This is a genomic window from Corynebacterium sp. HMSC062A03 (assembly GCF_001811145.1).
GTDB classification, from domain to species: Bacteria; Actinomycetota; Actinomycetes; order Mycobacteriales; family Mycobacteriaceae; genus Corynebacterium; species Corynebacterium aurimucosum.
In genome coordinates, this window is sequence record NZ_KV803680.1 from 96628 (window position 1) to 120381 (window position 23754).

Here is a 23754-nt window from a genome sequence, read left to right on the forward strand (position 1 = left end):
TTTCTGTGTGGGCTGAGGGCGCGGTACCTTCCGGTAGAAGAGGGTGTCGGACTAAATGTGCTTCAGTTCCTTCTTGAAACGCGCCTTGGTGTCCTGACGCGCTGCTTGGCGCATGCGCTGGTAAATGGTGAAGACAGAGCCCACGGCCAGCAGCCACAGGGCAACCTCGAGTGCATAAGGCACGCCCAAGCCTTCCAGCCCCACGCCGCCGAGGCCCAAGATGAGGCGCTCGGGGCGTTCGACGAGTCCGCCGACCATCTTAAAACCGGAGGCTTCGCCGCGCGCCTTGACATAAGAAATGACCTGGGAGCTCACGAGCACCACCATGCAGGCGGCGAAGTTGAGAGGGTGGGCGTTATCGACGTACACCATCCAATAGGCGATCGCTGCGAACAAAGCACCGTCAGTGATGCGATCGCAGGAGGCGTCGAGAGTCGCGCCGAAGTTGGATCCGCCGGTGGTCAGGCGCGCCATGGTGCCGTCGAGCATGTCGAAGGCAGCGAAGAGTCCCGACAGCAGCGCCGCCGCAAAGAGGTGATCAAGCGGGATCAGGATAACCGAAATAGCAATGGTGACGATTGTGCCCACGACGGTGACGACATTGGGCGTGAGCCCCACCTTCAGGAAGAGTTTGGCCACTGGGACCACAACCACGGCGGCGGGTTTGCGCCCATGAACACTAAGCATGCGCTTCTCCTGAAATGATTCCCTCGGCGGCGAGCTCCGCCCACCCCTGCGCCAACAGGGACCGGGTGTCTTTGAGGAGCTGCGGCAGCACTTTGACACCGTCCACAATAGTCATGAAATTTGAGTCCCCGCTCCAGCGCGGAACGATGTGCATGTGCAGGTGCTGCCCCACCGAGCCGCCCGAGGCGCGCCCCAAGTTAAAGCCAGCGTTGACGGCATCGGGGCCGGAGACCTTCTTTAGGACGCGGATGGCGGCTTGGGCAAACTGAAAAAGCTCGCGAGATTCTTCCTCGGTGAGGTTTTCCAGCTCTGATTCCTGACGGTATGGGATCACCATCATGTGCCCGGCGTTATAGGGGTAGAGGTTGAGAACACAATAGACAAACTCGCCACGCGCAACGATGAGCCCGTCCTCGTCCGACATCTGTGGAATCTCCACGAACGGATTATGGGCTTCCTTGGGCACGTCGCCGGCGCCGCCCTCACGCTTGATGTAGCTCATGCGGTACGGCGCCCACAGGCGCTCTAAGCGGTCGGGGGTTCCCAGGCCGGTATCGACGTACTCTCCCACTCTGTGTGTTCTCCTTTTCTAACCTCTACCTAAATGCATCCGCCTAGAAGCGTTCAGCGATAGTGTCCTTAGTCGGTTGCTCGTTGTTGCGCTCACGAACCCATGCTTCAATCACGTTGATTGCTGTCTCTACGGGCACACCGTTGACCTGGGTGCCGTCGAGGAAGCGGAAGGACACCGCGTTGGCATCCACGTCACGCTCACCGGCCAACAGCATGAATGGAACCTTGCCCGTGGTGTGGTTGCGGATCTTCTTCTGCATGCGGTCATCAGAGGTATCCACGTCAGCGCGCAGGCCGCGTGCGCGCAGCTGTGCACAGACTTCCTCGAGGTGCGGGGCGAAGGTATCGGCGACCGGGATGCCCACCACCTGGTGAGGTGCCAGCCACGCCGGGAATGCACCCGCGTAGTGCTCCAGTAGCACGCCGAAGAAACGCTCGATGGAACCGAAAAGTGCGCGGTGAATCATGATCGGGCGCTGCTTGGAACCATCCGACGCCGTGTACTCCAGTTCAAAGCGCTCCGGCAGGTTGAAGTCCAGCTGCACAGTGGACATCTGCCAGGTACGGCCGATGGCATCGCGCGCCTGAACGGAAATCTTCGGGCCGTAGAAGGCCGCGCCTGCTGGGTCCGGGACCAGCTCGAGGCCGGACTTCTCCGCCACCGACTGCAAGATAGCCGTCGAGCGCTCCCAAATCTCATCCGAGCCAACGTACTTGTTGGGGTCCTTGGTGGATAGCTCCAGGTAAAAGTCATCCAGACCGTAGTCCTTGAGCAAGGAAATGATGAACTCCAGAACCTTGGTCAGCTCGTCTTCGAGCTGCTCCGGGGTGCAGTAAATGTGCGAATCATCCTGGGTAAAGCCGCGGGCGCGGGTCAGGCCGTGGATAACGCCTGACTTCTCGTAGCGGTAGACCGTGCCGAACTCGAAGAGGCGCAGCGGCAGCTCACGGTAGGAACGACCACGAGAAGCGAAGATGAGGTTGTGCATCGGGCAGTTCATCGGCTTGGCGTAGTAATCCTGCGGCTGCTTAGTGCAGTTGCCGTCCTCATCCCACTCACCGTCGAGCTGCATCGGCGGGAACATGCCATCCGCGTAGAAGTCGAGGTGGCCGGACTTCTTGAACAGGTCTCCCTTGGTCAGGTGCGGGGTGGACACGAAAGAGTAGCCGTCCGCGATGTGGCGACGGCGGGAGTGCTCCTCCATCTCCATGCGCACGGTAGCGCCATTCGGGTGGAAGACGGGGAAGCCGGAACCAATCTCATCCGGGAAGGAAAACAGGTCCAGCTCAGCACCCAGGCGGCGGTGATCACGCTTTTCGGCCTCTTCGACCATGGTCTTGTAGGACTCCAGGGCCTCCTTGGATTCGAAGGCGGTGCCATAAATGCGCTGCAGGCCAGCCTTGGACTGGTCGCCGCGCCAGTAGGCAGCAGAGGATCGCGTCAGGGTGAAAGCCGGGATGTACTTGGTGGTCGGCACGTGCGGGCCGCGGCAAAGGTCAAACCACTCCACCTCGCCGGTGCGGGGGTTTACGTTGTCATAGTGGGTCAGATCTCCGGCGCCCACCTCGGCGGCCTCATCGGAATCTGGATCCACGTTGCCCTTGTCCTGGACCAGCTCCAGCTTGAAGGGCTCGTTGGCCAATGCCGCTTCAGCTTCTTCGGTGGTGGCGTAGACGTGGCGCTCGAAGCGCTGGCCGCCCTTGATGATCTTCTTCATACGCTTCTCAATGGCCTTGAGGTCCTCCGGGGTGAAGGGCTCAGCGGTCTGGAAGTCGAAGTAGAAGCCATTCTCGATGGCCGGGCCAATGCCCAGCTTAGTGCCGGGGAATTCCGCCTGCACTGCCTGGGCCATGACGTGTCCGCAGGAGTGGCGGATAACGGCGCGGCCGTCTTCCTCGCAGGCAGCAACCGGGGTGAACTCGGCGTCCGTGTCCGGGGTGTGGGAAAGGTCGTAGAGGGTTCCATCGGCGCCGCGGACGACGACGACAGCTTCCGGGCCCTTGTTGGGCAGCTCATGCTCGCGCATCGCTGCTCCCACGGCAGTACCGGCGGGGACCGTGATTGGTTCGTAGTTCACCGGGACTGCTGGAATCATTTCCGCCATGACTTGGTGCGCTCCTTTGCGCTCACGCGCCGCTCGACATACCTGGCCGAGCAGCACTCAACGAGAAAGTTACAGCGGCTTAGTCTACCCCTCTTAACTGCGTATGAGCGATTCGCCCCAGAAGGTTTCGCCTTCAGTTCCGGCCGGCATGTAATACACGGCCGAACCAATGTGGCGAATCCACTCATTGAGGCGATCCGCTTCATCAAGGCGCGCTTGAATAGGCTCGAACTGCGTCGTCGGGTCCTTCTGGTAGCAGATGAAGATCAATCCCGCGTTGCTAAGTTCACCGCGCTGGGTGGTCTCCGGAGTCGGCGGCAGGTTGTAGTTATACGGGCGACGCAAAAGCTTTTGTTCTGGATGCTCTGCCGGCGGATGCGCTCTGGCGACATGCGAGTTTTCATCAATGGCTTTGAGCCCAAACTCGTTGCGGGCATCCAGATCCACCGGGTCGAACTCGTCCTTAGCGCCTAGAGGAGCTCCGGTATCGAGCGTGCGCCCAGTCGAGTTCTCACGTGCCGCGCGATCAAGCTGCTCCCATGTGTCCAGGTTCATGTGAATGCGGCGTACCACCATGGCGCTGCCGCCGGCGAAGGGGCCGTCTTCGATCCACACCTGTTCGTTGAAGTCTTCATCGCTTCGGGGATTGACCGTTCCGTCCTTTTGCCCAAAGAGGTTGCGCGGAGTCATACCCTTCGGTGCGGAGCCATAGGCATGGCTGAATCCCTGTTGGATCCACGCAACATCGGCGTAATCTTTGCCCGCGCGGGTCATATGCCGCAATACGAAGGCGGCAGTGAAAGGGTCATCGCTGCAGATCTGCAGGACGATATCTGTCTGGCCCCATTCCGGGCGGAGGTCATCATGGTCAAAAGCCTGGATATCGCGCAGCCAGCTGGGCTTGGCGACGTCCACCGTGTCGAAGAATCCCTCTCCCCAACCGCACGTGACGGTGAGGTTTGCTGGGGTGGTAGACAATTCGGGCTCGAGGCTACCCAGCGGGTTCTCACCGGTGCACAGGCGGCGGGCGTCTTCCGTCCATAGGCGCATGAGCGCGGTCGCCCCGCGTGCAGTAGTCCCCTTTTTCAGATTAAAGCCCACCAGCTCCACATGCGCCTGGACCGGGGTTTGGATGCCCGCCTGGTGCTTGCCGTCGAAGGCGACGATATCGCCGCCCATGGTTTCCTCGCGGCGCTCCGGCCCAGTGCTCCCAGCGTCACCAGCCTGCGCTGCGCGGGAGGCATCCGCAGATGCCTGTCCAGGTTCATCCCCTTTCGCACAGCTTGCAAGCGCTACCGCGCTTGCCGCCACAGCACTTCCGGCGAGTAATCCACGCCGGCTGACAGGTTCCGCGAACCCGTTCATCCTTGATTTCTCCCTATCTCGTGAGAACCGATTTCTTGCCTACTTTGGCCCAGAGCACGCTAGTTTCTAGTGCGCGTGCTCTTCCTTCTTCATGTCAGACATGTCTGCGGACTCCGAGTGGTCCATGTGCTCTGCATGGTCCATGGATCCGTGGTCCATATCGCCGTAGTCTTCGTCGCCGGCACCAATGGTGCGCACCGGGATATCGCCGAGCTCGACGGAGGAACCGTCGGCAAGCTCCAGCGTGAGGGTGGCAGTCTCACCGGCCATAACAGGCTCGGTCACGCCCATCAACATGAAGTGGAAACCGCCCGGCGCGAGCTCAATGGATTCGCCGGCAGGGATATCGAAGCCGCCCTCCTTCTCCTGCATGACGCCATCGACAACCTCATGGATCTCATAGTGCTTCGCCTTCACCGAAGAGCTGAAGCCAAGCACGTTGATATCCTTGTCCGTGTTGTTGTGGAGAGTGCCGAAGATAGCGGTCATATCGGAGTCCTCCTCCATGGCGCGCACAACAGCATCCTCGAACGTTACGCCAGACTCAGCGGAGGAAGAAGCCGAAGTACTGGTCTCTGCGTCCTTGTCCTTCTCCGCGCTGCTTGCAGCGCTCGACGGAGCTGCGGCGGAATCCTCTTCGCTCGGGGAGCAAGCCGCCAAGGTCAGGCTGCCTGCTGCGAGGGCCGCCACGGAGACACGGAGGAAAGAACGGGTATTCAGCATGGGACATGCCTTTCTGCAGTAACAGTAGTTAAGGAAAGTGCGGATTGACTCTCGTCTCATCGGCGGCGCGTGGTGTTTAGCCTTCTGAGCCTTTTCCACCAGCGCGGCGGGTCTTTGCTCCGAAGGCAAAGAGCGCTGCGCCGACGACGAGAACTGCTCCTACGCCAATGATCCATGTGGCCGCGGTGGGCAAGGAGCTCAGCGGATCCTGAGACTCCTGCGCCTCTTCGCCTTCCTTGGCACCATCAGCAGAAGCATCTGCAGCCTCATGTCCGCCGGCCCCAGAACCCACGCTAAACGGCACGGAACCGAGCGTGGAGTGGCCATCGGAGGAGGTAATGCGGAAACCTACCTGGTATTCACCATCGCCAGGTTCGATGTCCTGAGGAACCTCAACGGTGAGATTGCGGCCATCAATGGTTGGGGTGGCGTCAAAGAGCACCTCGCCGCTTGACTTATCGCTCACGGCAAAAGTATTGAAGTCATCCCGGGGAATACCAGAGAACTCTAGTGTGATTTCACGCGGAAACTCTTCCAGCGGTGCGTCACCCACCACGTTTCCGCCAATGACTGAGTCATGTGCCACCGCTAGCGGCGCGGACAACCCAATCGCAAGGCCCGCGGCCCCAGCGGCAATTCCCGTAGTGACCTGACGCAGCTGCATTTCCCGGATTACTCCTTGATGGTCTGATGAAACTTTTGGTTGAAGGCTCCCTCATCCTATCGCCGGAAGGGATCCTCGAGCCAATCCTTACCCCGCACGGATTGTGCGGGGTTACCAAGTAGTCGTTGCACGCGGCGGAAAAGTTCCCAGCCCTCTCCAGCAGCAAGGTCGTGTTTCTTATAAGACTTCTAGTGGCTACGTCCGCGCAGAAGGATAACTACCAGGATGATTACGGCAACAGCGATGATGCCCAAGGCCGCAGCTAGGAAATAACCGAGAGCGCCAAGGCCGAGGCCTTTATCCTCATCGGCCCTTGCTGCTTGGTCCACATTTCCTTCGTCACCATCACTCTTCGGTGCCTCAGTCTTGTCCTTGACAGGCTCATAAATGGGCCCTTGGATTGGCTCCCCCAACACCTTGGACGTGAGGTAATACTTCATGGTGGCACGTTTGTCAGTGAAATTGCCTTCACTATCCGCTAGATTATTCCCTTTACCTGCATCTAGTGTCACCACGATGTAGTAGTCACCCTCCAACCAGTTCGCGTTGCCATAAGAGGGTGCAGAATCCGAGCTGAAGCGGTTAGTGAAAGCAATAGGGTTTGCTGCCGAGACCGATCCCTCGTCCCCCTCATCGGGCCAGATCAAAGACTCATGCTCTCCAGCTTTCTCACGAACTGGATTGAGGATAGACACATCGAGGCCTGAGTACTGGAGAGCCTTCTTATCCGAAGCCTCTCCAGCTCTAATTGCGGCAGCCAACTGCTGTCCTTCCTTCATGGGGACCTTGTAGACGTGCGCTTCGCCCTGAACAATGTCGGTTTCGATGGCCTGACCGCTGCGAAGCTCCGTGGCATTGTCAAACCAGTTTCCGGGAGCCATCTGTTCAGCATCGTTGGCGTTGGCATGGAGTTCGCCGTCCAGCTCGCTGCTAAGACCACTAACAAGCTCGTCAATGTTGGATACTGGGTCAACACGGTGAAGCAGAATCTCCACGTCGAAAGGTTCATCGGCCTTGTACTGGCCTGCGCGCATCGCCGTCAAGACCAAGTCGCCCTGGCAATTCTTGGAACCGATTTCGTAGGTATAAGCGCTAGCGTTTGCCAAGGCCTCAGATACAGTGCCGGTGTTCGCACTTTCCCAGTCAGCTGTGCAATCATCTGAGCCTTCGTCGCCACCATGCGTACCCGTTGGCGGTTCTGTACCATCGCCGAAAAATGTCTTCAAATACAGGTCGTTCGGTGTTCCCACTGCACCTTCAAGTGTCTTGTACATCGTCGCCACATAGCGCTCACCCGGCTTGACGGGGATCGACCATGACTCAGCATGGAAATCGGTGCGAGATTCCTCGCCGCCGTTCGGTGGGGCATCCAACTCCGCGCGGAAGATGAAGTCCTCACCAGACTCCCAGCGTGGAAGCTGCGTTGGTCGGCTGATGTCTTCGCTGCCTTCAATCTGTTCAACATCGGATTGATAGATGTCCGCGGCGCGCCCTGCTGCCTTCTTGATCATCGCTGCCAATGAGTCTGCATCATCGGCGTCGAGATACTCGCCGCCAGCGGCATCTGCAATACAGGAGAGCTCCTTTCGGGCCTCCTCATCGACGTTAAAACCAATGGTGTTGATGACCAGATCGACGCCCTGCTCGTGAAGCTCTTTGGCCACCTCACATACTGGCGGCGGCGCACAGGTATCGATTCCATCAGAGACAAGCACAATGGTGCCGTGCTGGCCACCCAATTCCTCGGCGGCCTTCTTCAGGGAATCACCAATCGGGGTGTAGCCCTTTGCATGGAGCGCATCGATCGGGCCAGTGAAAGAATCCCCTACATCCTCTTTGGGGCCACTGACCACGTGGATGTCTTGGCACCCTGCTTCCTGATTCTCTGGTGCTTCGTCGACCGTGCCGCCGTAAGTAACAAGCCCTAGTGGGATAGTCCCACCAAGCTCAGAGACGAACTTCTTCGTTGCGTCCTTCGCGGCGTCGAGGCGGGTCTGCCCGCCAGCGTCTTGCGCATTCATCGAGCCAGAAGAATCGAGAACAAGCATCGTTGCGCCGCTCTGGGAATCGGCCGCACCCCCATTGGAGGTTGCTTCGGAGCTCGGCTCGACGCTCGGCGTCACCCCGGTGGGATTCTGTGCAAAAGCTGGTATCGACGCCACGCTGAGAAACGCGATGAGTAGCGCTGCGAGAATAGCAAAGACCCCGCGTAACAGGCCCTGCGGGGAAGACGAAGGTGGAGAAAAGGCTTTCATGATGTCTACTTCCTTGAGACGACAAGACTGTGAGAAACATCATAAACAGCTGACCGGAAGTTCTCTCGCTGACGGGGAAGAGCCCCCTCACCCCCTTAATCCTTAACCCCCCTTAAAATCCGGGAGACAGAAAACTAAAAGTGCCCCTCCAATTTGGAGGGGCACTCGATGTGGAGCGGATGACGAGACTCGAACTCGCGACCCTCACCTTGGCAAGGTGATGCGCTACCAACTGCGCTACATCCGCGTGACGAGCTCTCGCTCGTCGTGGGCTCCTAGTGGAAACCCTGTGCGCGATACTGGGATTGAACCAGTGACCTCTTCCGTGTCAGGGAAGCGCTCTCCCGCTGAGCTAAACGCGCTCACGGCACCCAGAGTTGGGCGCCTGCTCTTGAGGTGGAAACGGGAATCGAACCCGTGTGCACGGTTTTGCAGACCGTTGCCTCACCACTCGGCCATTCCACCGTGGCGATACCGCCTCACACACTACATGTGCTGGAGCGGATGACGAGACTCGAACTCGCGACCCTCACCTTGGCAAGGTGATGCGCTACCAACTGCGCTACATCCGCATTCGAAACCAGGCCCGGTTTCTAGGACTAAGTCCTTGTGCGCGATACTGGGATTGAACCAGTGACCTCTTCCGTGTCAGGGAAGCGCTCTCCCACTGAGCTAATCGCGCCTATGCATTTATCAAGACTCTTACTTGAACCTAGCCAAGTGACCTTGACTTCAAGAAAGTCCTGGAGCGGATGACGAGACTCGAACTCGCGACCCTCACCTTGGCAAGGTGATGCGCTACCAACTGCGCTACATCCGCATTGCACGTTCCCGGCCGGTATGCCGTGGTGCGAGAAGAAACTTTATCGTGCGCCGCCCCAGTTTCCAAATCCGCAGCCCACGGCACTAATCCCCTGACTTCCAACAGGATTCAGATTACATCAGTGTGATTGAGACTGCAGTTACAACGGACACGGCAGGGATGGCGGTTGCAAGCCCCCTTATTAACTCCATCAAGGCTCTAGTGCCGACAAGCCACAAATTAAAACACGGTTGAGCTGGACGATTAGGGGTTTCCATATGCGCGGTGTACTTTAAAGCCTGCACCGAGGTTCTATAGCTCAGTGGGAGAGCGTTCCGTTCACACCGGAAAGGTCGCTGGTTCAATCCCAGCTAGGACCACCATTATTACTGCGAGTCAGCAACATGCAGTACTGGATAAAAGCCTCCACGTGGAGATGATGAGGATAATAAACCTGCATTCATCCTTTCTCGCGGGGGTGTTTTCTCGTTGCGCCTCATACTGACCACCGGAGCTAGACGCATACCTTAACGCGTTGGGGTCACGGCACGGTCGAACAAGCCTGCACAACATTGAACCTGCCCCCTGGCGCAGTTATCCAATTACTCCATAAAAGTTCACTAGCAACAAGTGCAGGAATAGGATGATTTTCGTGCAGTTGCCAAAGTTTGGCCCAGCCTGGGCAGGCGCCTTGATGGGAACCTCCATTGCGTCAACTTTGTCGGGTTTACATGGTTTAGACGTAGGCCAAATTGTCTTCGCTCTTATCGCAGCAATGCTGCTGGTGATTTTTACCGTGGGGACAAAGAATGAACCTCCTCGGCACCAGAACATGGCGGCGTGGGGGATGTACACGATGGGTCTGCTGGCGTGCGGCTCGGCGTGGACTGCGTTAACCGGAAACGTTGCCTTCCAGTTAGTAAGTTGGTGGATTGGCGCACCGCTTTCTGTCGTGGTGTGCCTGTGGCAGCTCTGGGGGTTATTCCAGCAGCCGCACCACTACGACAAGCCCGCTTTTCCTTGGGGGCTAGCGCTGGTTTCCCCTATGGTGGCGGCGACCTCCGCAGGCCAATTGGCTATCAACCATGGGCAGTTCTATCACTTTGCCGGCGAGCTGTGCTTCTTCCTCACCTTCATCACGGCAATTCCACTGTTCGCCTATTGTTACCGGTCTCTTGTACAACGCCGAGATAGGCCGCGGGGCGCAGCTGCAGGTACAGCGTGGATCCCGCTGGGCGTGGTTGGTCAATCAACGGCCGCCTCGACTTTGCTTTTTGACGCCCACCTCTACGGCATCATCATGTTCGCCATCGGAGCACCCTGCGTAGCATTCGCCATGTACTGCTTCTACCAAGCGGTATTCGCGTGGGCTCCCTACGGCCCCGGCTGGTGGGGTTCGACCTTCCCAGTCGGAACGCTGTGCCTAGGTTCATGGGATGAAGGCTGGCACCGGTTGTCCTTCGCTTTACTGGTGCTCTTGCTGCTCCACTGGGGAGCCTCCGCGCTGCGTTTCGGCACGTGGCGGCTCCAGAGCGCCTAAACTTCTGAAGCCCGGCCCAGCCCACAGCCCAGTCCAGCGCAGGGGCAGCCCAGCCCAGGCATAGTCACCCTTTGAGGTACCGTAGGGCGCCATGAGTGACACTGCGCTAATAGAACGCCTGCTGGGCCCAGACCAAGAAGGAATCCGCTTAATTGCGGTGAGTACGCTCCACGGCTCCGCCACCATCGATGGCACCTCCGAACCGATGGGCAACGACACCGACGCTGAACTCTTTGCCGCCCTACGCGAGTGGGCGGACGTTGCCGTCGTCGGCTCAGCCACGGTGGAAGCAGAAGATTATGGGCCGGCGTCAAATACCCGTCTCGCCGTCTTCAGCCACTCCCTCGATTTTTCCGGCTTCGAGGACTTCATTGCAACTGGCCCCCTCGTGCTTACCCCCGCAGAACGCGCATCTTCACTCGAGGCACGGCGCTTAGCCGACGCTGGTGCCGAAGTCGTTAGCACAGGTACCGGAACCATGAGCGAGGCTATTGCTGCCCTCCGCGCCCAGGGCGCGCGCCGCATCAGTTGTGAAGGTGGGCCATCCGTCTACTCCGCCTTTATCGCAGAAGGCCTCGTAGACAAGCTGTATTTGACGCTTGATCCGCACCTTTCCCCTTCCATCGAAAAGCCAGTCGTTGACGGCGAGGCCACCTCCCCCGCGCTCAAGCTCGAGCTAGAGAACGTCACCGCCGTCGACAACACGGTGTTTCTGCGCTACCGGCGCACTCAGACCCCGTAAACTGTGCTGCCGTGACTTCTCCGGCTCCCTCACCCTCAGATTCCACATTCGCTGATTCCGCGCGACTGTGGACGGCCGCCGCGTGGCCCGCCGCCATTGTTTTGGTCTTTCATCGCGTGTTCGTGCTCGCTGTTAACGGCTCGGTGACTGATGATTTCGGCACCGTCTACCGCGCGATCCGGAACCTGTGGGTGGGCACCCCGGTCTATGAACAGAACTATTCTTTCGTCGAACCGCTCTACCTGTATAACCCAGGCGCCACGGTCCTCTTGTCCCCCTTGGGGCTCGTGTCCGAGGAACACGCGCGCCTCGCCTTCATTCTGGCCAACGCCGCCGCCATCATCGCTGCACTAGCCGTGTTGACCCGCTTCGTGGGCCACACCCTGCGGGGCCCACTGTGGCCGGTCAGCATCGCTGCTGCCTTCGCTACCGAATCAGTTATCAACACGTTGGTCTTTACCAACATCAACGGTTTATTGCTGCTCGCGATGGTGGCATTTTTGGTCTTGTTGGACAAGCACGGATGGGCCGCTGGCTTGTGCATCGGACTGGCAATTCTGGTCAAACCACAATTTGCCCCGCTGCTCTTCCTCGCCCTCGTCCGCAAGCGCTGGCTCACTGTAGGCTTGGGCGTAGCCGTACCTTTGGTAGTCAACCTTGCAGCCTGGCCGTTCGTCCCCGGCGTGGAGGGCTTCCGCGCCAACCTTGTGCCTTACCTGTCCACCACGCGCGATTATGCCAACGCCTCGTGGCCGGGCGTGCGCGCCTACTTCGATCTCCCCGGCATCATCTACTACCCCATCTGGTTGCTCTTCGCGGCTCTAGCGGCAGTGGCGATCCTCGGTCTGCTGCGCTGGCACGACAGTGAGCCCACCTTCTGGGCGCTGAGCACCAGTGGTGCCATCATGGTCGGCATCTTCTTCCTTTCCTCCCTGGGTCAGCAGTATTACTCCATGTGGCTTATCCCCATGCTGTTTACGGTGGTACTTGCGCGCTCGGTCTTCCACACGTGGGGAGCATGGTTGGCCGCATTTTTATTCTTGGCGCCGCTCGAGTGGACGTCGTCCAGCATGCCCACCGCCGCGCACTGGATGAGCGTCTTTATCGCTACCCTTGGGTGGGGACTGCTCATTGTGGTCACCGCCGCCTCGGTGGCCGGCTGGTGGGCTGCGGAGCGAGGCACTAGCCCCAAGCATCAAGCGAGCGATAAAATCCCTGCATGACTGATTACAAGCTCATTGCTGATGCTGAATGGCGCAAGCGCCTAAGTCCGGAGGAATACCACGTCCTGCGCGAGGCTGGCACCGAGGCACCGCACGTCGGTGAATACACCAACACCACCACCGAGGGTGTGTACTCCTGCCGTGCCTGCGGTGCCGAGCTCTTCCGCTCCACGGAAAAGTTCGAGTCGCACTGCGGCTGGCCGTCCTTCTTCTCCCCTTTGGCCGGCGACGCCATCATTGAGCGTGAAGACAATTCACTGGGCATGCGCCGCATCGAGGTGCTGTGCGCCAACTGCGAATCCCACCTTGGACACGTCTTCGAAGGCGAAGGCTACGATACGCCGACGGACCTGCGCTACTGCATTAATTCCATCTGCCTCGACCTAGAAGAAAAGCCGGTCGAGGACTAAACCCTCAACCGACTTCCGGTGCCTTTCGCTGCCGCTACCCCGAATTATCGCAGCTCTTAAGGCAGGATAGCGATGAGCTCAGCCACGTCCTTCACGCGGCGTCCGGTGTGGAAGGGAATTTCCTCACGCACGTGGTGGCGAGCCTCGGTGTAGCGCATCAGGTACATCAGGTCCACGATGCGGTGCAGCTCTGGGGCCTCAAAGGCCAGGATCCACTCATAGTCACCCAACGCGAAGGCCGGCACGGTGTTTGCGCGCACATCCGGGTAATCACGGCCCTGCATGCCATGCTCCATGAGGATGCGGCGGCGCTTTTCTTCATCCATGGTGTACCAGTCGTAGGAACGCACGAAGGGATAGACAGAAATCCACTCGCCAGGTTCTTCGCCCATGATGAAGGACGGCAGGTGAGATTTGTTGAACTCCGCCGGGCGGTGCAAAGCATTTCCTACCCACGTCACCTCAGAAACCTGGCCCAGGACGGTCTCGCGGCGGAAATCCGCGAAAGCCTTCTGGATGTCGGCGAATTCTTCCGCGTGCCACCAAATCATGTAATCAGCGCTCTCGCGCATTCCGGACAGGTCATAGATACCGCGAACGGTAACCACGCCTGCTTCCTCGAGCTCAGAGAAGAACTTCTGCGCCTGCGCCACGATCTCCTCGCGCTCCGTGCCCAACGCACCCGGGATCACCTGAAATACCGCGTGCTGCGAGTAACGCTGGACCTTGTTGAGCTCGGCGAAGTTGACCTTCGACATGCCTTTCTCCTTCTTTCAACCGACAGAGTTTCTTATCCATCATAAGTTGGAGGCGCCTCCGCGCGCCACTAGCTTTTCGGCGCGCCTTCCACCGCCACACGGGCGGAGCTTATACCTTGATCCCCGTGAGCAATTCCGACGTTTCTTCGCGCAACCTCGCAGGGGCACCGACCAACCTGCACGATCGCGCCGCCGCCTCTTCCGCCGAATCGCGCCCTGCGGAGCCGAGCACTCCGACCGCCTTCACGGAGGCCGTCGAGTCCCTCCATACCGCACAGCTGCGCCCCGAAATCACCTTGGGCACCATCCGCCCACCGCAACGCCTGGCTCCATTCAGCCACGCCATCGGCCTCGAGGTTGAGCGCACAGAACACGGGGACCTTATCCCTACTGACTCTGAAGGCGATGCCTTCGGCCGCCTCATCCTGTTGCACGACCCAGGCGCTGAGGAAGCCTGGGAAGGTGCGATGCGCCTGGTGGCCTACATCCAGGCAGACTTGGACGATGCCGTCGCCGGGGACCCGCTGCTTCCCGACGTCGCCTGGGAATGGCTCACTGAATCCCTCGACGTGCGCGAAGCTACTCATACGAATTTGGGAGGCACCGTCACCTCGACCGCTTCCGTTCGTTTCGGCGAAATTGGCGGACCACCGCGGGCCTACCAATTAGAAATGCGCGCCTCGTGGACTGCCTCCGGCCTGGATCTCGCCCCACACGTCGAAGCTTTTGCGCAAGTCCTCTCTCTCGTCGCTGGTTTGCCGCCAGAGGGCGTAGCCGAACTCGGACGCTAAGATGAGCGAATTGCGCCAGGTACCGGTTGATGGGACGCCGAAAGTCCTCCTTTCTCCCCGTGAGTTTCAAGCCGGTGCCGCCCGCTTAGCTGCGGGCACCGGGCCGTTTGCCATCGACACCGAACGCGCCTCGTCCTACCGTTTTGATGACCGCGCCTTCCTCGTGCAAATCCGCCGGGAGGGTGCAGGCACGTTCTTGTTCGCCCCGGAGCACCACCGCGATGAGCTCCGCGCAGCACTCGCACCGGTGCTCAATGGGCAAAAGTGGGTGGTCCATGCCGCCCCTTCCGATCTCCCGAGCCTAGCGTGGCTGGGCCTATACCCGGGCATGCTGTTCGATACCGAGTTAGCTGCCCGCTTCGCCGGTTTCGCACACCCTAACTTGGCCGCAATGGTGCTGGAGCTTTTCGACGTTGAACTGGAAAAAGGCTACGGCGATTCCGACTGGTCCGAAACCCCCATCCCGCGGAAGTGGCGCAATTATGCGGCGCTCGACGTGGAGCTTCTCAACGAGCTCGCCGTGACACTGCGAGATATTCTTGCGGAACAGGACAAGCTCGACTGGGCTTATGAAGAGTTTGAGAGGATTGTCGAAGACCACGCCCGCATCACTGGGCCTGAACCTAGGTCGTGGCGGGCCCTCAAGGGTGTCTCCTCTCTGCGCTCCCGAGAGCAACTCGTGGTAGCCCGTGAACTGTGGCAGCGACGCGAATCCATCGCCCGCTCCCAAGACATCGCCCCTAACCGAGTACTGTCGCACCGTGTGCTCGTCGACATCGCGCGCCGCGTGCCCCGGTCGCCGCACGAAATCAATCAAGTTAAAGGCTTCCCCCGCCGCCGCGGCGGCGCCACCTTGCGCTGGTTCGATGCCGTCGAGACCGCCCTTGCTAGCCCGCGCCAGCAGTGGCCGAAGGCGTTGCGCAGCCCACGCCCGGTTCCTTCCAAATCAGCTTTTAACCGAGATTTCCCCGAGCTGTGGCAGCTCTATACCGAGATCCGTAGTGATTTCGAGGCTCTCGGTGAAGAGCTGGGCATGAGCTACGAGCTGATCCTCAAACCCAGCTTGGTCCGCGCTGTAGTCTGGGCGGCCTGCGGACCTGAAGGCGGTGTGGCGGGCGAGATCGCAGCAGACGCCGATATCCCCGATTTCCTGCGTTCCCAAGGCGCGCGCGAATGGCAGGTAGAGCTGTCCACGCCGCTCCTGCGTCGCGGTCTAGCGCGAATGCGCTCTATGCCACCGCGCCTCTAGCTCCGAGCAGCTACCCACTCATTCACGGATTCCGTGATTCCCTCCGGGGTCAACCCGAATTCCTCAAGGATTTCTCCGCGGCTGGCATGCTTGGGGAAGCACCCAGGAACACCAAGGCGGTGGACTGGGGTATCCACATCCGCGGCGTCGAGTGCTTCCGCCACCATGGAACCCACGCCGCCCCGCAAGAGGCCATCCTCTACCGTGACCACAAGATCATGATCAGCAGCGAGTGCAACGATGGATTGCGGGACCGGCACCGGCCAGCGCGGATCCACGACGGTGACGTTGAAGCCTTGGGCTTCGAGCAGCTCAGCTGCTCCCAGGGAACGCGCACTCATGGCACCGATAGCGACGATAAGTACATCAGTGGCCTCCGCCGCAGCAGCATCGGAATAGCTCAGGATATCTACCCCGTCATCGAGGCGCTTGAGTTCGTCGCGGTCATCAAGGAGGTTGCCCTTGGGAAAGCGCACCACCGTGGGGCCATCCTCAATAGCGATGGCCTCATTAAAGAGCTCACGCAGGCGTGCGCCATCGCGCGGCGCGGCAATGCGCATCCCCGGGACGATGCTCATCAACGCCATGTCCCACACTCCGTTGTGCGAAGGGCCATCAGAGCCCGTGACACCGGCGCGGTCGAGCACGATGGTGACGGGCAGCTTGAGCAGCGCGATGTCCATGACGACTTGGTCCACTGCACGGTTAAGGAAGGTGGAGTACACCGCCACTACCGGATGCATTCCGGCCAGCGCCAGACCGGAGGCGGAGGCCATGGCATGCTGTTCGGCGATGCCAACGTCGAAGAATCGCTCCGGGAATTCCTCCTGGAAGGGCGCAAGACCCGTCGGCCCCGCCATAGCAGCGGTAATAGCCACGATATCCTCGCGCGCATGACCGGCCTTGATGAGTTCCTCGGAAAAGGCCGCAGTCCATCCCGGCTGCTTTTGCCCCTTGGAGACACCGGTGACCGGGTCGATAGCTCCGGTGGAGTGCATCTGGTCCTTCGGCTCATTGACCGCCGGAGCAAAGCCATGCCCCTTCTCCGTGACGGTGTGCACGATGATGGGACCGTCATAGTCCCGGGCATAACTCAGTGCCCGGACCACCGCGTCGATATCGTGGCCATTAATGGGGCCAATGTATTTGATTCCCAACTCTGGGAACATCTCGGTAGGCAGAACGGTGGACTTTACGCCCTCCTTGACCGCGTGCAGAGCATCAAAGGTACGCTCGCCTACCCAACCCATCGACTTCAGGCGCTTCTTGCCCAACTCCATGAACTCGTCATAACCATGCTGTGCACGAATACGCCCGAGGTTCTCCGAAAGGCCGCCAATGGTCGGCGAATAGGAGCGGCCATTGTCGTTAACGACGATGACGACGTTGCGGTCTTTATCCGCAGAGATGTTGTTCAATGCCTCCCAGCACATGCCACCGGTGAGGGCACCATCACCGACGACTGCCACGGCATTGCGGTGCGATTCACCGCGAATCTTGAAAGCCTTGGAAAGGCCGTCCACCGTGGATAGCGCTGCAGAAGCGTGCGAGGATTCGGTCCAGTCATGTTCCGATTCCCCACGGTCCGTGTACCCGGATAAGCCGCCCTTCTGGCGCAAGGAATCAAACTGGTTGGCACGGCCGGTGAGCATCTTGTGCACATAAGACTGGTGCGAGGTATCGAAGACGACGGGGTCCCGCGGGGAGTCGAAGACGCGGTGGATCGCCACCGTGAGCTCCACAACGCCCAGGTTGGGCCCGAGGTGACCGCCCGTGGCGGACACCTTCTCAATCAAGCGCTGGCGGATATCCGCCGCGAGCTCAACCAGTTGCGTCTTGCTCAGGGCTTTGAGATCGCCTGGTGATTGAATGGAATCCAGAATGCCCATAGAGCTTGCCTTAAACCCCTTCATCGATCGTTTTCTTCTCTACCACCGTACCCGCTTATACGCGTGACACGTCAATCATTACCCCGGGATCTTCCGCCGCGGATGCATCCTGCCTTATGCCGCAGGAACCAGCAGCGCCAAGGTCTCAAAATGGTGTGTTCCCGGAAAGGCATTCACCATAGCTAGGCGCTCCATGCGGTAGCCGCGCTCGGACCATGCAGCGATATCACGCGCAAACGTAGCGGGGTCACAGCCAATGTGGAGGACGCGCTGCGGCGCCGCAGCGGCAATGGCGTCCACCACCTCAACACCCGCACCGGTACGCGGAGGATCCAAAATGACCGTTGTTGGCCGCGGCAGCTGGCTTGCGGCCTGCTCCACCTTAGCTGTCCGGAAGTGCACATCAATTCCTGAAAGGCCCGGCTGCGCTGCCGCAGCCGCCGGCGAGTAATCGACGGAATACACCGTGGCGTGCCCACCCTCAGGTGCAGTGACTTCAGCCAGCGCGGGAACGAATAGCCCTACTCCTCCGTAGAGATCCCACGCTACTGCTGTGACCTCGGATCCCTTCGTTGCTTCGTGTTCTTCGGCCTCGCCTTCAGCCGCGAGCCACTGACGCGCAAGCCGTGTGTAGACATCAGGTGCGCCGATGTGTGCTTGCCAAAAGGCGGTGGATGGGAATTGAAACTCGTGGCCATCAGCGCGTTGAACTACGTCTTGCGTCGGCGCCTCGATGGTCTCCCGAATAGTCTCGATCCTCCGGCCGCGCGGCGCCTTCCGGGTTTCCACGACGTGGCGGTTACCGTCGCTGTCCATGACCGCAATGACCTCCGCGCCAGGGCTAAATGTGCGGGCTCCAGGACCGACCAGACCGCTGACAAGGCCCGGTACTAGCTGGCTGCACGCCACGTCCGTAACCAGTTCTGTGGATCCGCGCTTGCGCACACCAGCACGGCCTTGCTGGTCGACGCCCAACCGGACCCGCGTGCGCCACCCTCGCTGGGGCGCCACATCAATAGGCTCAATTTCTGGAATACTCTCAAGGCGTCCTACCCGGCGCAGCTGATCCCGCAAGACTGCGACCTTGATTCCCGGCTCCGCCGCTAGGTCTAGCTCAGCGAAGTCGCAGCACCCGGCACCACGCTGTGCCGCCGGGCAGGCAGATTCAACGCGGTCAGGGCTTGCCTTGAGCACAGCATCAATTTCGGCTTCCACGAAAGATTTCTTCACCTTGGTAGCCGTCACTGCTACCTGGTCTCCGGGAAAAGCGCCGGGGACAAAACACACACGCCCGTCGGGTGCTGCGCCGATTCCGACACCGCCGTGCCCCATGCGCTCGATGGAGGTACCGAAAGACTGGCCTTTGGTGATGGCTGCGCTCTCAGCGTTCCGCTCAGTCTTAGTCATGAGTTTTCTCCTTGTGTAATTCCGGAGCCCTGCGCTTCCTCAACAACAGCGTTGGCGCGACGCACCATCCAAACAGTCAAGATGGTGACGATACCGGTCAGCGGCCAGCCCATGAGGATGCGGACGATGCCGAGGGTTGTGGTCTCGTCGGCGTCGTACAGCGCGCGCTGCACTATGAACCGGGCGATGAAGACTGCGGCCCACCCCGCTGTTGCTAAGGCATAGGCCCGCCGTGCCTTCGGTACTGTGCGCCACCCCATGTCATCGCCGTTCAGGCCCTTCCAGACCACGCCCACGAGTGGCCAGCGCGCGATGATAGAGACCACCGCCACGATGAACAGCACGAGCGACATCCAGATTCCATAAAGGAAATAGCCCTTGGCATCCCCTGTAAACCAGGCAATAGCGGCGCAGATAGCTACGCCCAACAGGCCGGAAACAGCCGGCTGCAGGGTCTCTTTGCGGGCCAAACGCCACACGCTAATGGCCAATGCCACGCCGAGCGCCGCAGCCAGCGCTGGTCCCAGACCCCAGACGTTGTTGACTGGGATGAGAACCAGCACCGGTAGGGTCGCGGACACGAGCCCAGTCAGGCCTCCCATCTGTTCGAGCAACGATGGTTCCACCTCGGCATCCGGGACCACGGCCGTTGCCTGCGGTGACGTATCGGTACTCGGCCCCGCGGTATCTGCGGGGCTAGGGGCGGCGCCGCGCTCAGTGAAATCGTGCTCTTCAGGCGTAGGGGTGGTCACGTGTTTTAAGAATCCTTTTCGCTAGTGCCGGGGAGAGAAAACAACGTTTAAAGTTTTAGTTCTTCTCGTTGTCTTCGAGCTCCCGCAGCTGTTCGCGGGCTTGGGCCTCCGCGGCGTTCTCGACGCCTTCGGTAGCTGATGCGGCCTCCGGTGTTGCAGTGTTGTCGGCATCGGCAGCCTGCTGCTGGCGCTCCTTCAGGGCCTGCTGAACTTGCTCAGCCAGTTGCTGCGGCAGCATAACAGGAAGCGAACTTCCGGCCAGGATAGGCTCCTCACCACGGTAGATGAAGGTACGGGCGACGACTTCACGCCCCAGCTTTGCGAGCTCTTCTTCCTTGCCCGCCGGGGCGGCCAGGGTCAATCGGTACATCCACCGCGGCCCCTCCACGCCGATAATGCGGATCCCGCCTTTGTCGCTGGATCCAACAATTTCAGATCCCCAAGGCCCGTCCTCTGGGTGCGCGGCAAAACCATCGGCTTCCAAGCCTTGGACGATATCCTCCGCAGATTCCGCCCATTGCCCTGGCGTGCGCGGCGCGGCAAAGGCTACGGGGGTCATGCGGCCGTGCGGCGTAAGGATGTGGAGCATGCGCGGGCCGTCTTGGCCCATCTCCACCTGGACCTGCGAGCCCTTCGGCAGCGGGATGCGCATGGAACCCAGGTCCAGCAAACCAACCGAGAAGTCCTCAAAGTTGAACTCGGCAATATCAACGTTATCGCCGTCGTAGGGCCCCATTTCCCCGTTGATGGCATCATGTGCCACGGCCTTAATCCCGGTAACACCATGAGAATCATCGTTGGCTTCGCGGACTAGGCCAGCGCTGGATTCGGCAGGAGCCGTGGCAGCGGTATCGGCTACGGTCTCTGCTGCCTCCGGAGCAGCCTCGTCCTGACGGAGATCTGGGTTCTTCCCCGCGTCCTCGGTCTTATTCTCGTCCTTCTTCTTTTTGCCAAAGGGCCACATCGCCATAGTTTATGCCTTCCTTAATTCGTGTGTGTTACTGGTCTATTCGAGTCAGTTGACGCCAGTGGAGCCGTAACCGCCTTCACCGCGAGCGGTCTCATCGAGTTCCTCAACCTCACGGAAACCGACCAACTCCACGCGTTGCACAAGGAGTTGGGCAATACGCATTCCCCGCTCAACCTCAAAGGTCTCTACTGGGTCGTGGTTAATAAGGCAGACTTTAACCTCACCGCGGTACTCCGCATCGATGGTGCCTGGCGTGTTGACCACGGAAATCCCATGCTTGGCTGCCAAGCCGGACCGAGGGTGAACCAAGCCGACCGTGCCCATCGGCAGGGCAAGGGCTATACCCGTGCCAACCAAAGCCCGCTGGCCGGGACGCAGAGTGACATCGTGCGCAGCATAGAGATCCGCGCCGGCATCGCCACGGTGGGCGCGCTGCGGCAGCGGAAGCTCCTTATCAAGGCGCTTTACCTGAATCTGACCAAAAGGACTTACCGGTTCTACGAGGGGATGTTGCTCATTCACGCGGCCCAGCCTACCTTGCTCCCACCGTGCCGCACCCACGGGCTGGGGCCTGGAGGCTATGTCTACTCGGCGCGTTGGGTTCTCCCCTCCCCAGACGACTAGACTCTGAGGCCATGTCTTCGAGTTCTTCGTCTGCTTCCCCCTCGGCAGCTGCCGAATCCCCCGTCATCCTTTACCGCGAGCGCCAGTGGGTGCCGTGGCACTGGTGGTTGATGGCGGCCGCCGTTGTGGTGATCTCTACAGCCACGGTCAGCCTCAACCGCGGAATCATGTGGGTCATCATCCCCGCTATTCTGCTCAGCGCCATCGCCGCGTGGGTCCTCTTAGCATGGTCCAACACGGTGGTGCAGGTGGAACAGGATACCGACGGCACGCGGTGGCTCACCGTGAAGGATGCGCAGCTGCCACATGATGTTGTCGCCCGAAGCACCGCGGTGCCGGCCACCGCGCGTCGCAATGCGTTGGGCCCACAGCTCGATCCCGCTGCATTCCTTGTGACACATGGCTGGGTACCAGAACATGTGATGCTTGTCCTCGATGACCCAGAGGACCCAACACCTTATTGGCTCATTGGCTCAAAGAACCCCGACGAGCTACTTGCGGCCTTCGTGCCCGAACAGGCCGCTGCTGCCAAGGCTTAAACGCCGCGTGCAGAATCAGGAAGCTCGTTAGCTCATTGGTTCAACCAATTGGCCGACCAATGAGCTAAGCGCAGTCCATGCAGACGGGCTGCCCGTCTTCTTCGTGGTCCAGGCGCTTATTGGACTGCACCAAGTAGCACACGGAACAGGTGAACTCGTTTTCCTTGCGCGGCACGACAGTGACGTTGAGCTCCTCGCCCGTCAGGTCTACTGACGGCGGCTCAAAAGCCTCGACGATTTCGCCATCGTCATCCATGCCGTTGTTGTCATTTTCAGCCGCCTTCAGGCCCTCGAGGGAATCAGCCTCGAGCTCATCTTCAGCGCGGCGACGCGGTGCGTCATAATCGGTGGCCATAATGCTTGCCTCTGTGAGTCAGATAGATAGGTACGTGTATTTATCGACGGCATCCTAAACCACACAGGCCCGCGTGTCACACTCGCCCCGCCATGGGGGCACCATGCGGCTCACCCTAATACCCCCTCCGCTCCTGCTTTCATGGTTCTAAGCTGTGCGTTTGCACCTTTCGTATCGTGGAAAATTTTTCTGGGTAAAGCTCCTCACACCCCACCCAATATGCATTGGGGCACGATGCATCGGACAGCGAAAATCGAAGTATTCTCCCCCACACCTTCGGCTTAAATGCTGAAGTATCACCACATCATCGGGCGGCTAAACATAGACTGTCGGTATGACCGTGCAAGAATCACAGCAGCAGGACACGAATCCGAGCCCCCAGCACCATGGCCATGCCTTCGGCATCGATGTTGGAGGCTCCGGTATCAAAGGTGCCGTAGTAGACCTCGCGACAGGAGGGTTCGTCGGCGACCGCCTCAAGATCGCCACGCCACAGCCTGCCACCCCCGACGCCGTGGCCACGGTAATCGCGCAGATCGTCGCTGAGAAGAACTGGGACGGTCCTGTCGGAATCACCATGCCCGCGGTGGTCAAAGAACAGATTATTCGCAGCGCAGCGAATATTGATAAGTCATGGATCGGGGTCGATGCACAGGACTTGCTGGGCAAGTACCTCGCTGCTCCTTGTACTGTGCTTAACGACGCCGACGCAGCCGGCCTCGCCGAGGTGGCCTACGGCGATGACGTCGCGCGCTCCGGCCCCGTTATCTTCCTTACGCTAGGCACCGGCATCGGCTCTGCCTTCCTACTAGATGGCCAGCTCTTCCCTAATACGGAGATCGGCCACCTCATCGTCGGGGAAAAGGAGGCAGAGCACCAAGCCTCGTCCGCAGTCAAGGATCGTGAGGGGCTCAAGACTAAGCATTGGGCAAAGCGCGTCAACCGAGTACTCCATGAATACGAGGCGCTTTTTAACCCCTCAGCTTTTGTCATCGGCGGTGGAATCTCTCGAAAGTTTGACAAGTGGGGCGAGCACCTGAGCATCGAAACCCCAGTCGTTGCAGCTCAGCTCCGCAATCGCGCGGGCATCGTCGGGGCCGCAATGGCAGCGAAGGAAGGCATTCGCCCATAAACCGAGCAGACCCTATCTTCCCCAGTCGACCCCAGTCACCGCCTAGTGACAAAAATGATCTATACTGGGCTGTCGATTATCGAATATCCAGCGGCGCGCCTCCCCTGCTCATTACGGAGGCGGGCTAGCATCGGGGACTAGTCGCGATAAACTTGCGCGTCCCCATAGTTTCCACTCAAAGAGCAAGTCGAAAGGGCGT

The 23754-nt window shown here is 59.9% G+C and carries 21 protein-coding genes, 7 tRNA genes and 1 pseudogene; 9 read left to right on the forward strand and 20 right to left on the reverse strand.

All coding sequences use genetic code 11. From position 1 onward, the window contains the following. Nucleotides 1-51 precede the first annotated feature (51 nt). The 13 genes from pgsA to HMPREF2781_RS06845 all read right to left on the reverse strand — a co-directional run bounded on the left by pgsA (nucleotide 52) and on the right by HMPREF2781_RS06845 (nucleotide 9192). Nucleotides 52-687, reverse strand: coding sequence for a phosphatidylinositol phosphate synthase (gene pgsA, locus HMPREF2781_RS06785; RefSeq protein WP_070446787.1), 636 nt, complete (start codon nucleotides 685-687; stop codon nucleotides 52-54). Continuing rightward, entirely contained in the window at nucleotides 680-1258 is a 579-nt protein-coding gene (locus tag HMPREF2781_RS06790) for an ATP adenylyltransferase (RefSeq protein ID WP_070446786.1), read from the reverse strand. The genes pgsA and HMPREF2781_RS06790 overlap by 8 nt, the downstream gene beginning before the upstream one ends. A 43-nt stretch (nucleotides 1259-1301) precedes the next feature. Further along, a complete protein-coding gene (thrS, locus tag HMPREF2781_RS06795; protein WP_070446785.1) occupies nucleotides 1302-3365 on the reverse strand; it encodes a threonine--tRNA ligase in 2064 nt (687 codons plus the stop codon). Nucleotides 3366-3458: 93 nt separating this feature from the next. Continuing rightward, nucleotides 3459-4730, reverse strand: coding sequence for a Dyp-type peroxidase (locus HMPREF2781_RS06800; RefSeq protein ID WP_070644910.1), 1272 nt, complete (start codon nucleotides 4728-4730; stop codon nucleotides 3459-3461). 66 nt (nucleotides 4731-4796) lie between these two features. Beyond that, complete coding sequence (locus tag HMPREF2781_RS06805) at nucleotides 4797-5453, reverse strand: copper chaperone PCu(A)C (RefSeq protein ID WP_083308534.1); 657 nt, start codon at nucleotides 5451-5453, stop codon at nucleotides 4797-4799. 76 nt (nucleotides 5454-5529) lie between these two features. Further along, complete coding sequence (locus tag HMPREF2781_RS06810) at nucleotides 5530-6117, reverse strand: copper resistance CopC family protein (protein WP_070644912.1); 588 nt, start codon at nucleotides 6115-6117, stop codon at nucleotides 5530-5532. Between the two features lie 188 nt (nucleotides 6118-6305). Then, nucleotides 6306-8372, reverse strand: a complete 2067-nt coding sequence (locus tag HMPREF2781_RS06815) for a vWA domain-containing protein (RefSeq protein WP_070644914.1) — start codon at nucleotides 8370-8372, stop codon at nucleotides 6306-6308. 171 nt (nucleotides 8373-8543) lie between these two features. Further along, nucleotides 8544-8619 (reverse strand) — tRNA-Gly (locus tag HMPREF2781_RS06820). Nucleotides 8620-8662: 43 nt separating this feature from the next. Beyond that, nucleotides 8663-8734 (reverse strand) — tRNA-Val (locus HMPREF2781_RS06825). A 32-nt stretch (nucleotides 8735-8766) separates the two neighbouring features. Beyond that, nucleotides 8767-8837, reverse strand: a tRNA-Cys gene (locus tag HMPREF2781_RS06830). A 31-nt stretch (nucleotides 8838-8868) separates the two neighbouring features. Further along, nucleotides 8869-8944 (reverse strand) — tRNA-Gly (locus tag HMPREF2781_RS06835). Nucleotides 8945-8982: 38 nt separating this feature from the next. Then, nucleotides 8983-9054: transfer RNA gene (locus HMPREF2781_RS06840), tRNA-Val, on the reverse strand. 62 nt (nucleotides 9055-9116) lie between these two features. After that, nucleotides 9117-9192: transfer RNA gene (locus HMPREF2781_RS06845), tRNA-Gly, on the reverse strand. Nucleotides 9193-9482: 290 nt separating this feature from the next. Here HMPREF2781_RS06845 and HMPREF2781_RS06850 point away from each other — a divergent pair. The 5 genes and pseudogenes from HMPREF2781_RS06850 to msrB all read left to right on the forward strand — a co-directional run bounded on the left by HMPREF2781_RS06850 (nucleotide 9483) and on the right by msrB (nucleotide 13089). After that, nucleotides 9483-9557: transfer RNA gene (locus HMPREF2781_RS06850), tRNA-Val, on the forward strand. A gap of 260 nt (nucleotides 9558-9817) precedes the next feature. Next, a complete protein-coding gene (locus HMPREF2781_RS06855; RefSeq protein WP_246821797.1) occupies nucleotides 9818-10714 on the forward strand; it encodes a TDT family transporter in 897 nt (298 codons plus the stop codon). A gap of 205 nt (nucleotides 10715-10919) precedes the next feature. Next, nucleotides 10920-11363, forward strand: a pseudogene (locus HMPREF2781_RS06860) (dihydrofolate reductase family protein); the annotation flags it as partial. A gap of 104 nt (nucleotides 11364-11467) precedes the next feature. Then, on the forward strand, nucleotides 11468-12679 hold the full coding sequence (locus HMPREF2781_RS06865; RefSeq protein WP_070644919.1) for a glycosyltransferase family 87 protein: 1212 nt from the start codon (nucleotides 11468-11470) through the stop codon (nucleotides 12677-12679). Continuing rightward, complete coding sequence (msrB, locus tag HMPREF2781_RS06870; RefSeq protein ID WP_070644921.1) at nucleotides 12676-13089, forward strand: peptide-methionine (R)-S-oxide reductase MsrB; 414 nt, start codon at nucleotides 12676-12678, stop codon at nucleotides 13087-13089. The genes HMPREF2781_RS06865 and msrB overlap by 4 nt, the downstream gene beginning before the upstream one ends. A gap of 56 nt (nucleotides 13090-13145) precedes the next feature. Here the strand turns inward: msrB and hemQ are convergent, their stop codons facing one another. Next, on the reverse strand, nucleotides 13146-13847 hold the full coding sequence (gene hemQ / locus HMPREF2781_RS06875) for a hydrogen peroxide-dependent heme synthase (RefSeq protein WP_070446778.1): 702 nt from the start codon (nucleotides 13845-13847) through the stop codon (nucleotides 13146-13148). A gap of 176 nt (nucleotides 13848-14023) precedes the next feature. On the opposite strand from hemQ, the gene HMPREF2781_RS06880 reads away from it, so the two are divergent. Next, a complete protein-coding gene (locus tag HMPREF2781_RS06880) occupies nucleotides 14024-14638 on the forward strand; it encodes a DUF3000 domain-containing protein (RefSeq protein ID WP_070446948.1) in 615 nt (204 codons plus the stop codon). Nucleotide 14639: 1 nt separating this feature from the next. Beyond that, the gene (locus tag HMPREF2781_RS06885; RefSeq protein ID WP_070644923.1) at nucleotides 14640-15887 is read left to right on the forward strand and encodes an HRDC domain-containing protein; all 1248 of its coding nucleotides are present in this window, start codon (nucleotides 14640-14642) and stop codon (nucleotides 15885-15887) included. Here the strand turns inward: HMPREF2781_RS06885 and dxs are convergent. The 5 genes from dxs to dut all read right to left on the reverse strand — a co-directional run bounded on the left by dxs (nucleotide 15884) and on the right by dut (nucleotide 21427). Next, nucleotides 15884-17776 (reverse strand): 1-deoxy-D-xylulose-5-phosphate synthase, encoded by a 1893-nt coding sequence (gene dxs, locus HMPREF2781_RS06890; protein ID WP_070446776.1) that lies wholly within the window; start codon nucleotides 17774-17776, stop codon nucleotides 15884-15886. The two genes, HMPREF2781_RS06885 and dxs, sit on opposite strands and share 4 nt — an antisense overlap. Before the next feature lie 114 nt (nucleotides 17777-17890). After that, nucleotides 17891-19183: a class I SAM-dependent RNA methyltransferase gene (locus HMPREF2781_RS06895; RefSeq protein ID WP_070644925.1), complete on the reverse strand. Its 1293-nt coding sequence runs from the start codon at nucleotides 19181-19183 to the stop codon at nucleotides 17891-17893. Next, complete coding sequence (locus tag HMPREF2781_RS06900) at nucleotides 19180-19935, reverse strand: DUF3159 domain-containing protein (protein ID WP_070446774.1); 756 nt, start codon at nucleotides 19933-19935, stop codon at nucleotides 19180-19182. The genes HMPREF2781_RS06895 and HMPREF2781_RS06900 overlap by 4 nt, the downstream gene beginning before the upstream one ends. A gap of 55 nt (nucleotides 19936-19990) precedes the next feature. Next, nucleotides 19991-20905 (reverse strand): DUF3710 domain-containing protein, encoded by a 915-nt coding sequence (locus tag HMPREF2781_RS06905; protein WP_070446773.1) that lies wholly within the window; start codon nucleotides 20903-20905, stop codon nucleotides 19991-19993. A gap of 45 nt (nucleotides 20906-20950) precedes the next feature. Further along, nucleotides 20951-21427: a dUTP diphosphatase gene (dut, locus tag HMPREF2781_RS06910; protein WP_070644927.1), complete on the reverse strand. Its 477-nt coding sequence runs from the start codon at nucleotides 21425-21427 to the stop codon at nucleotides 20951-20953. Nucleotides 21428-21540: 113 nt separating this feature from the next. On the opposite strand from dut, the gene HMPREF2781_RS06915 reads away from it, so the two are divergent. Continuing rightward, nucleotides 21541-22068 carry a DUF3093 domain-containing protein gene (locus tag HMPREF2781_RS06915; RefSeq protein WP_070446771.1) on the forward strand — a complete coding sequence of 176 codons (528 nt, stop codon included), beginning with the start codon at nucleotides 21541-21543 and terminating at the stop codon, nucleotides 22066-22068. 64 nt (nucleotides 22069-22132) lie between these two features. On the opposite strand, the gene HMPREF2781_RS06920 is transcribed toward HMPREF2781_RS06915, so the two are convergent. Further along, nucleotides 22133-22423, reverse strand: a complete 291-nt coding sequence (locus HMPREF2781_RS06920; RefSeq protein WP_070446770.1) for a DUF4193 domain-containing protein — start codon at nucleotides 22421-22423, stop codon at nucleotides 22133-22135. Nucleotides 22424-22757: 334 nt separating this feature from the next. Here HMPREF2781_RS06920 and ppgK point away from each other — a divergent pair, with 334 nt between their 5' ends. Beyond that, nucleotides 22758-23555 carry a polyphosphate--glucose phosphotransferase gene (gene ppgK, locus HMPREF2781_RS06925; protein ID WP_070446769.1) on the forward strand — a complete coding sequence of 266 codons (798 nt, stop codon included), beginning with the start codon at nucleotides 22758-22760 and terminating at the stop codon, nucleotides 23553-23555. Nucleotides 23556-23754 lie beyond the last annotated feature (199 nt).

Bases quoted from the DNA above. Each gene is read 5' to 3' on its own strand.
- HMPREF2781_RS06805 (WP_083308534.1), bottom strand. From the start codon at position 5,453: ATGCTGAATACCCGTTCTTTCCTCCGTGTCTCCGTGGCGGCCCTCGCA.
- HMPREF2781_RS06920 (WP_070446770.1), bottom strand. From the start codon at position 22,423: ATGGCCACCGATTATGACGCACCGCGTCGCCGCGCTGAAGATGAGCTC.
- HMPREF2781_RS06810 (WP_070644912.1), bottom strand. From the start codon at position 6,117: ATGCAGCTGCGTCAGGTCACTACGGGAATTGCCGCTGGGGCCGCGGGC.
- HMPREF2781_RS06855 (WP_246821797.1), top strand. From the start codon at position 9,818: ATGATTTTCGTGCAGTTGCCAAAGTTTGGCCCAGCCTGGGCAGGCGCC.
- ppgK (WP_070446769.1), top strand. From the start codon at position 22,758: ATGACCGTGCAAGAATCACAGCAGCAGGACACGAATCCGAGCCCCCAG.
- HMPREF2781_RS06815 (WP_070644914.1), bottom strand. From the start codon at position 8,372: ATGAAAGCCTTTTCTCCACCTTCGTCTTCCCCGCAGGGCCTGTTACGC.
- HMPREF2781_RS06885 (WP_070644923.1), top strand. From the start codon at position 14,640: ATGAGCGAATTGCGCCAGGTACCGGTTGATGGGACGCCGAAAGTCCTC.
- HMPREF2781_RS06895 (WP_070644925.1), bottom strand. From the start codon at position 19,183: ATGACTAAGACTGAGCGGAACGCTGAGAGCGCAGCCATCACCAAAGGC.
- thrS (WP_070446785.1), bottom strand. From the start codon at position 3,365: ATGGCGGAAATGATTCCAGCAGTCCCGGTGAACTACGAACCAATCACG.
- pgsA (WP_070446787.1), bottom strand. From the start codon at position 687: ATGCTTAGTGTTCATGGGCGCAAACCCGCCGCCGTGGTTGTGGTCCCA.
- HMPREF2781_RS06905 (WP_070446773.1), bottom strand. From the start codon at position 20,905: ATGGCGATGTGGCCCTTTGGCAAAAAGAAGAAGGACGAGAATAAGACC.
- msrB (WP_070644921.1), top strand. From the start codon at position 12,676: ATGACTGATTACAAGCTCATTGCTGATGCTGAATGGCGCAAGCGCCTA.
- dxs (WP_070446776.1), bottom strand. From the start codon at position 17,776: ATGGGCATTCTGGATTCCATTCAATCACCAGGCGATCTCAAAGCCCTG.
- hemQ (WP_070446778.1), bottom strand. From the start codon at position 13,847: ATGTCGAAGGTCAACTTCGCCGAGCTCAACAAGGTCCAGCGTTACTCG.
- HMPREF2781_RS06800 (WP_070644910.1), bottom strand. From the start codon at position 4,730: ATGAACGGGTTCGCGGAACCTGTCAGCCGGCGTGGATTACTCGCCGGA.
- HMPREF2781_RS06915 (WP_070446771.1), top strand. From the start codon at position 21,541: ATGTCTTCGAGTTCTTCGTCTGCTTCCCCCTCGGCAGCTGCCGAATCC.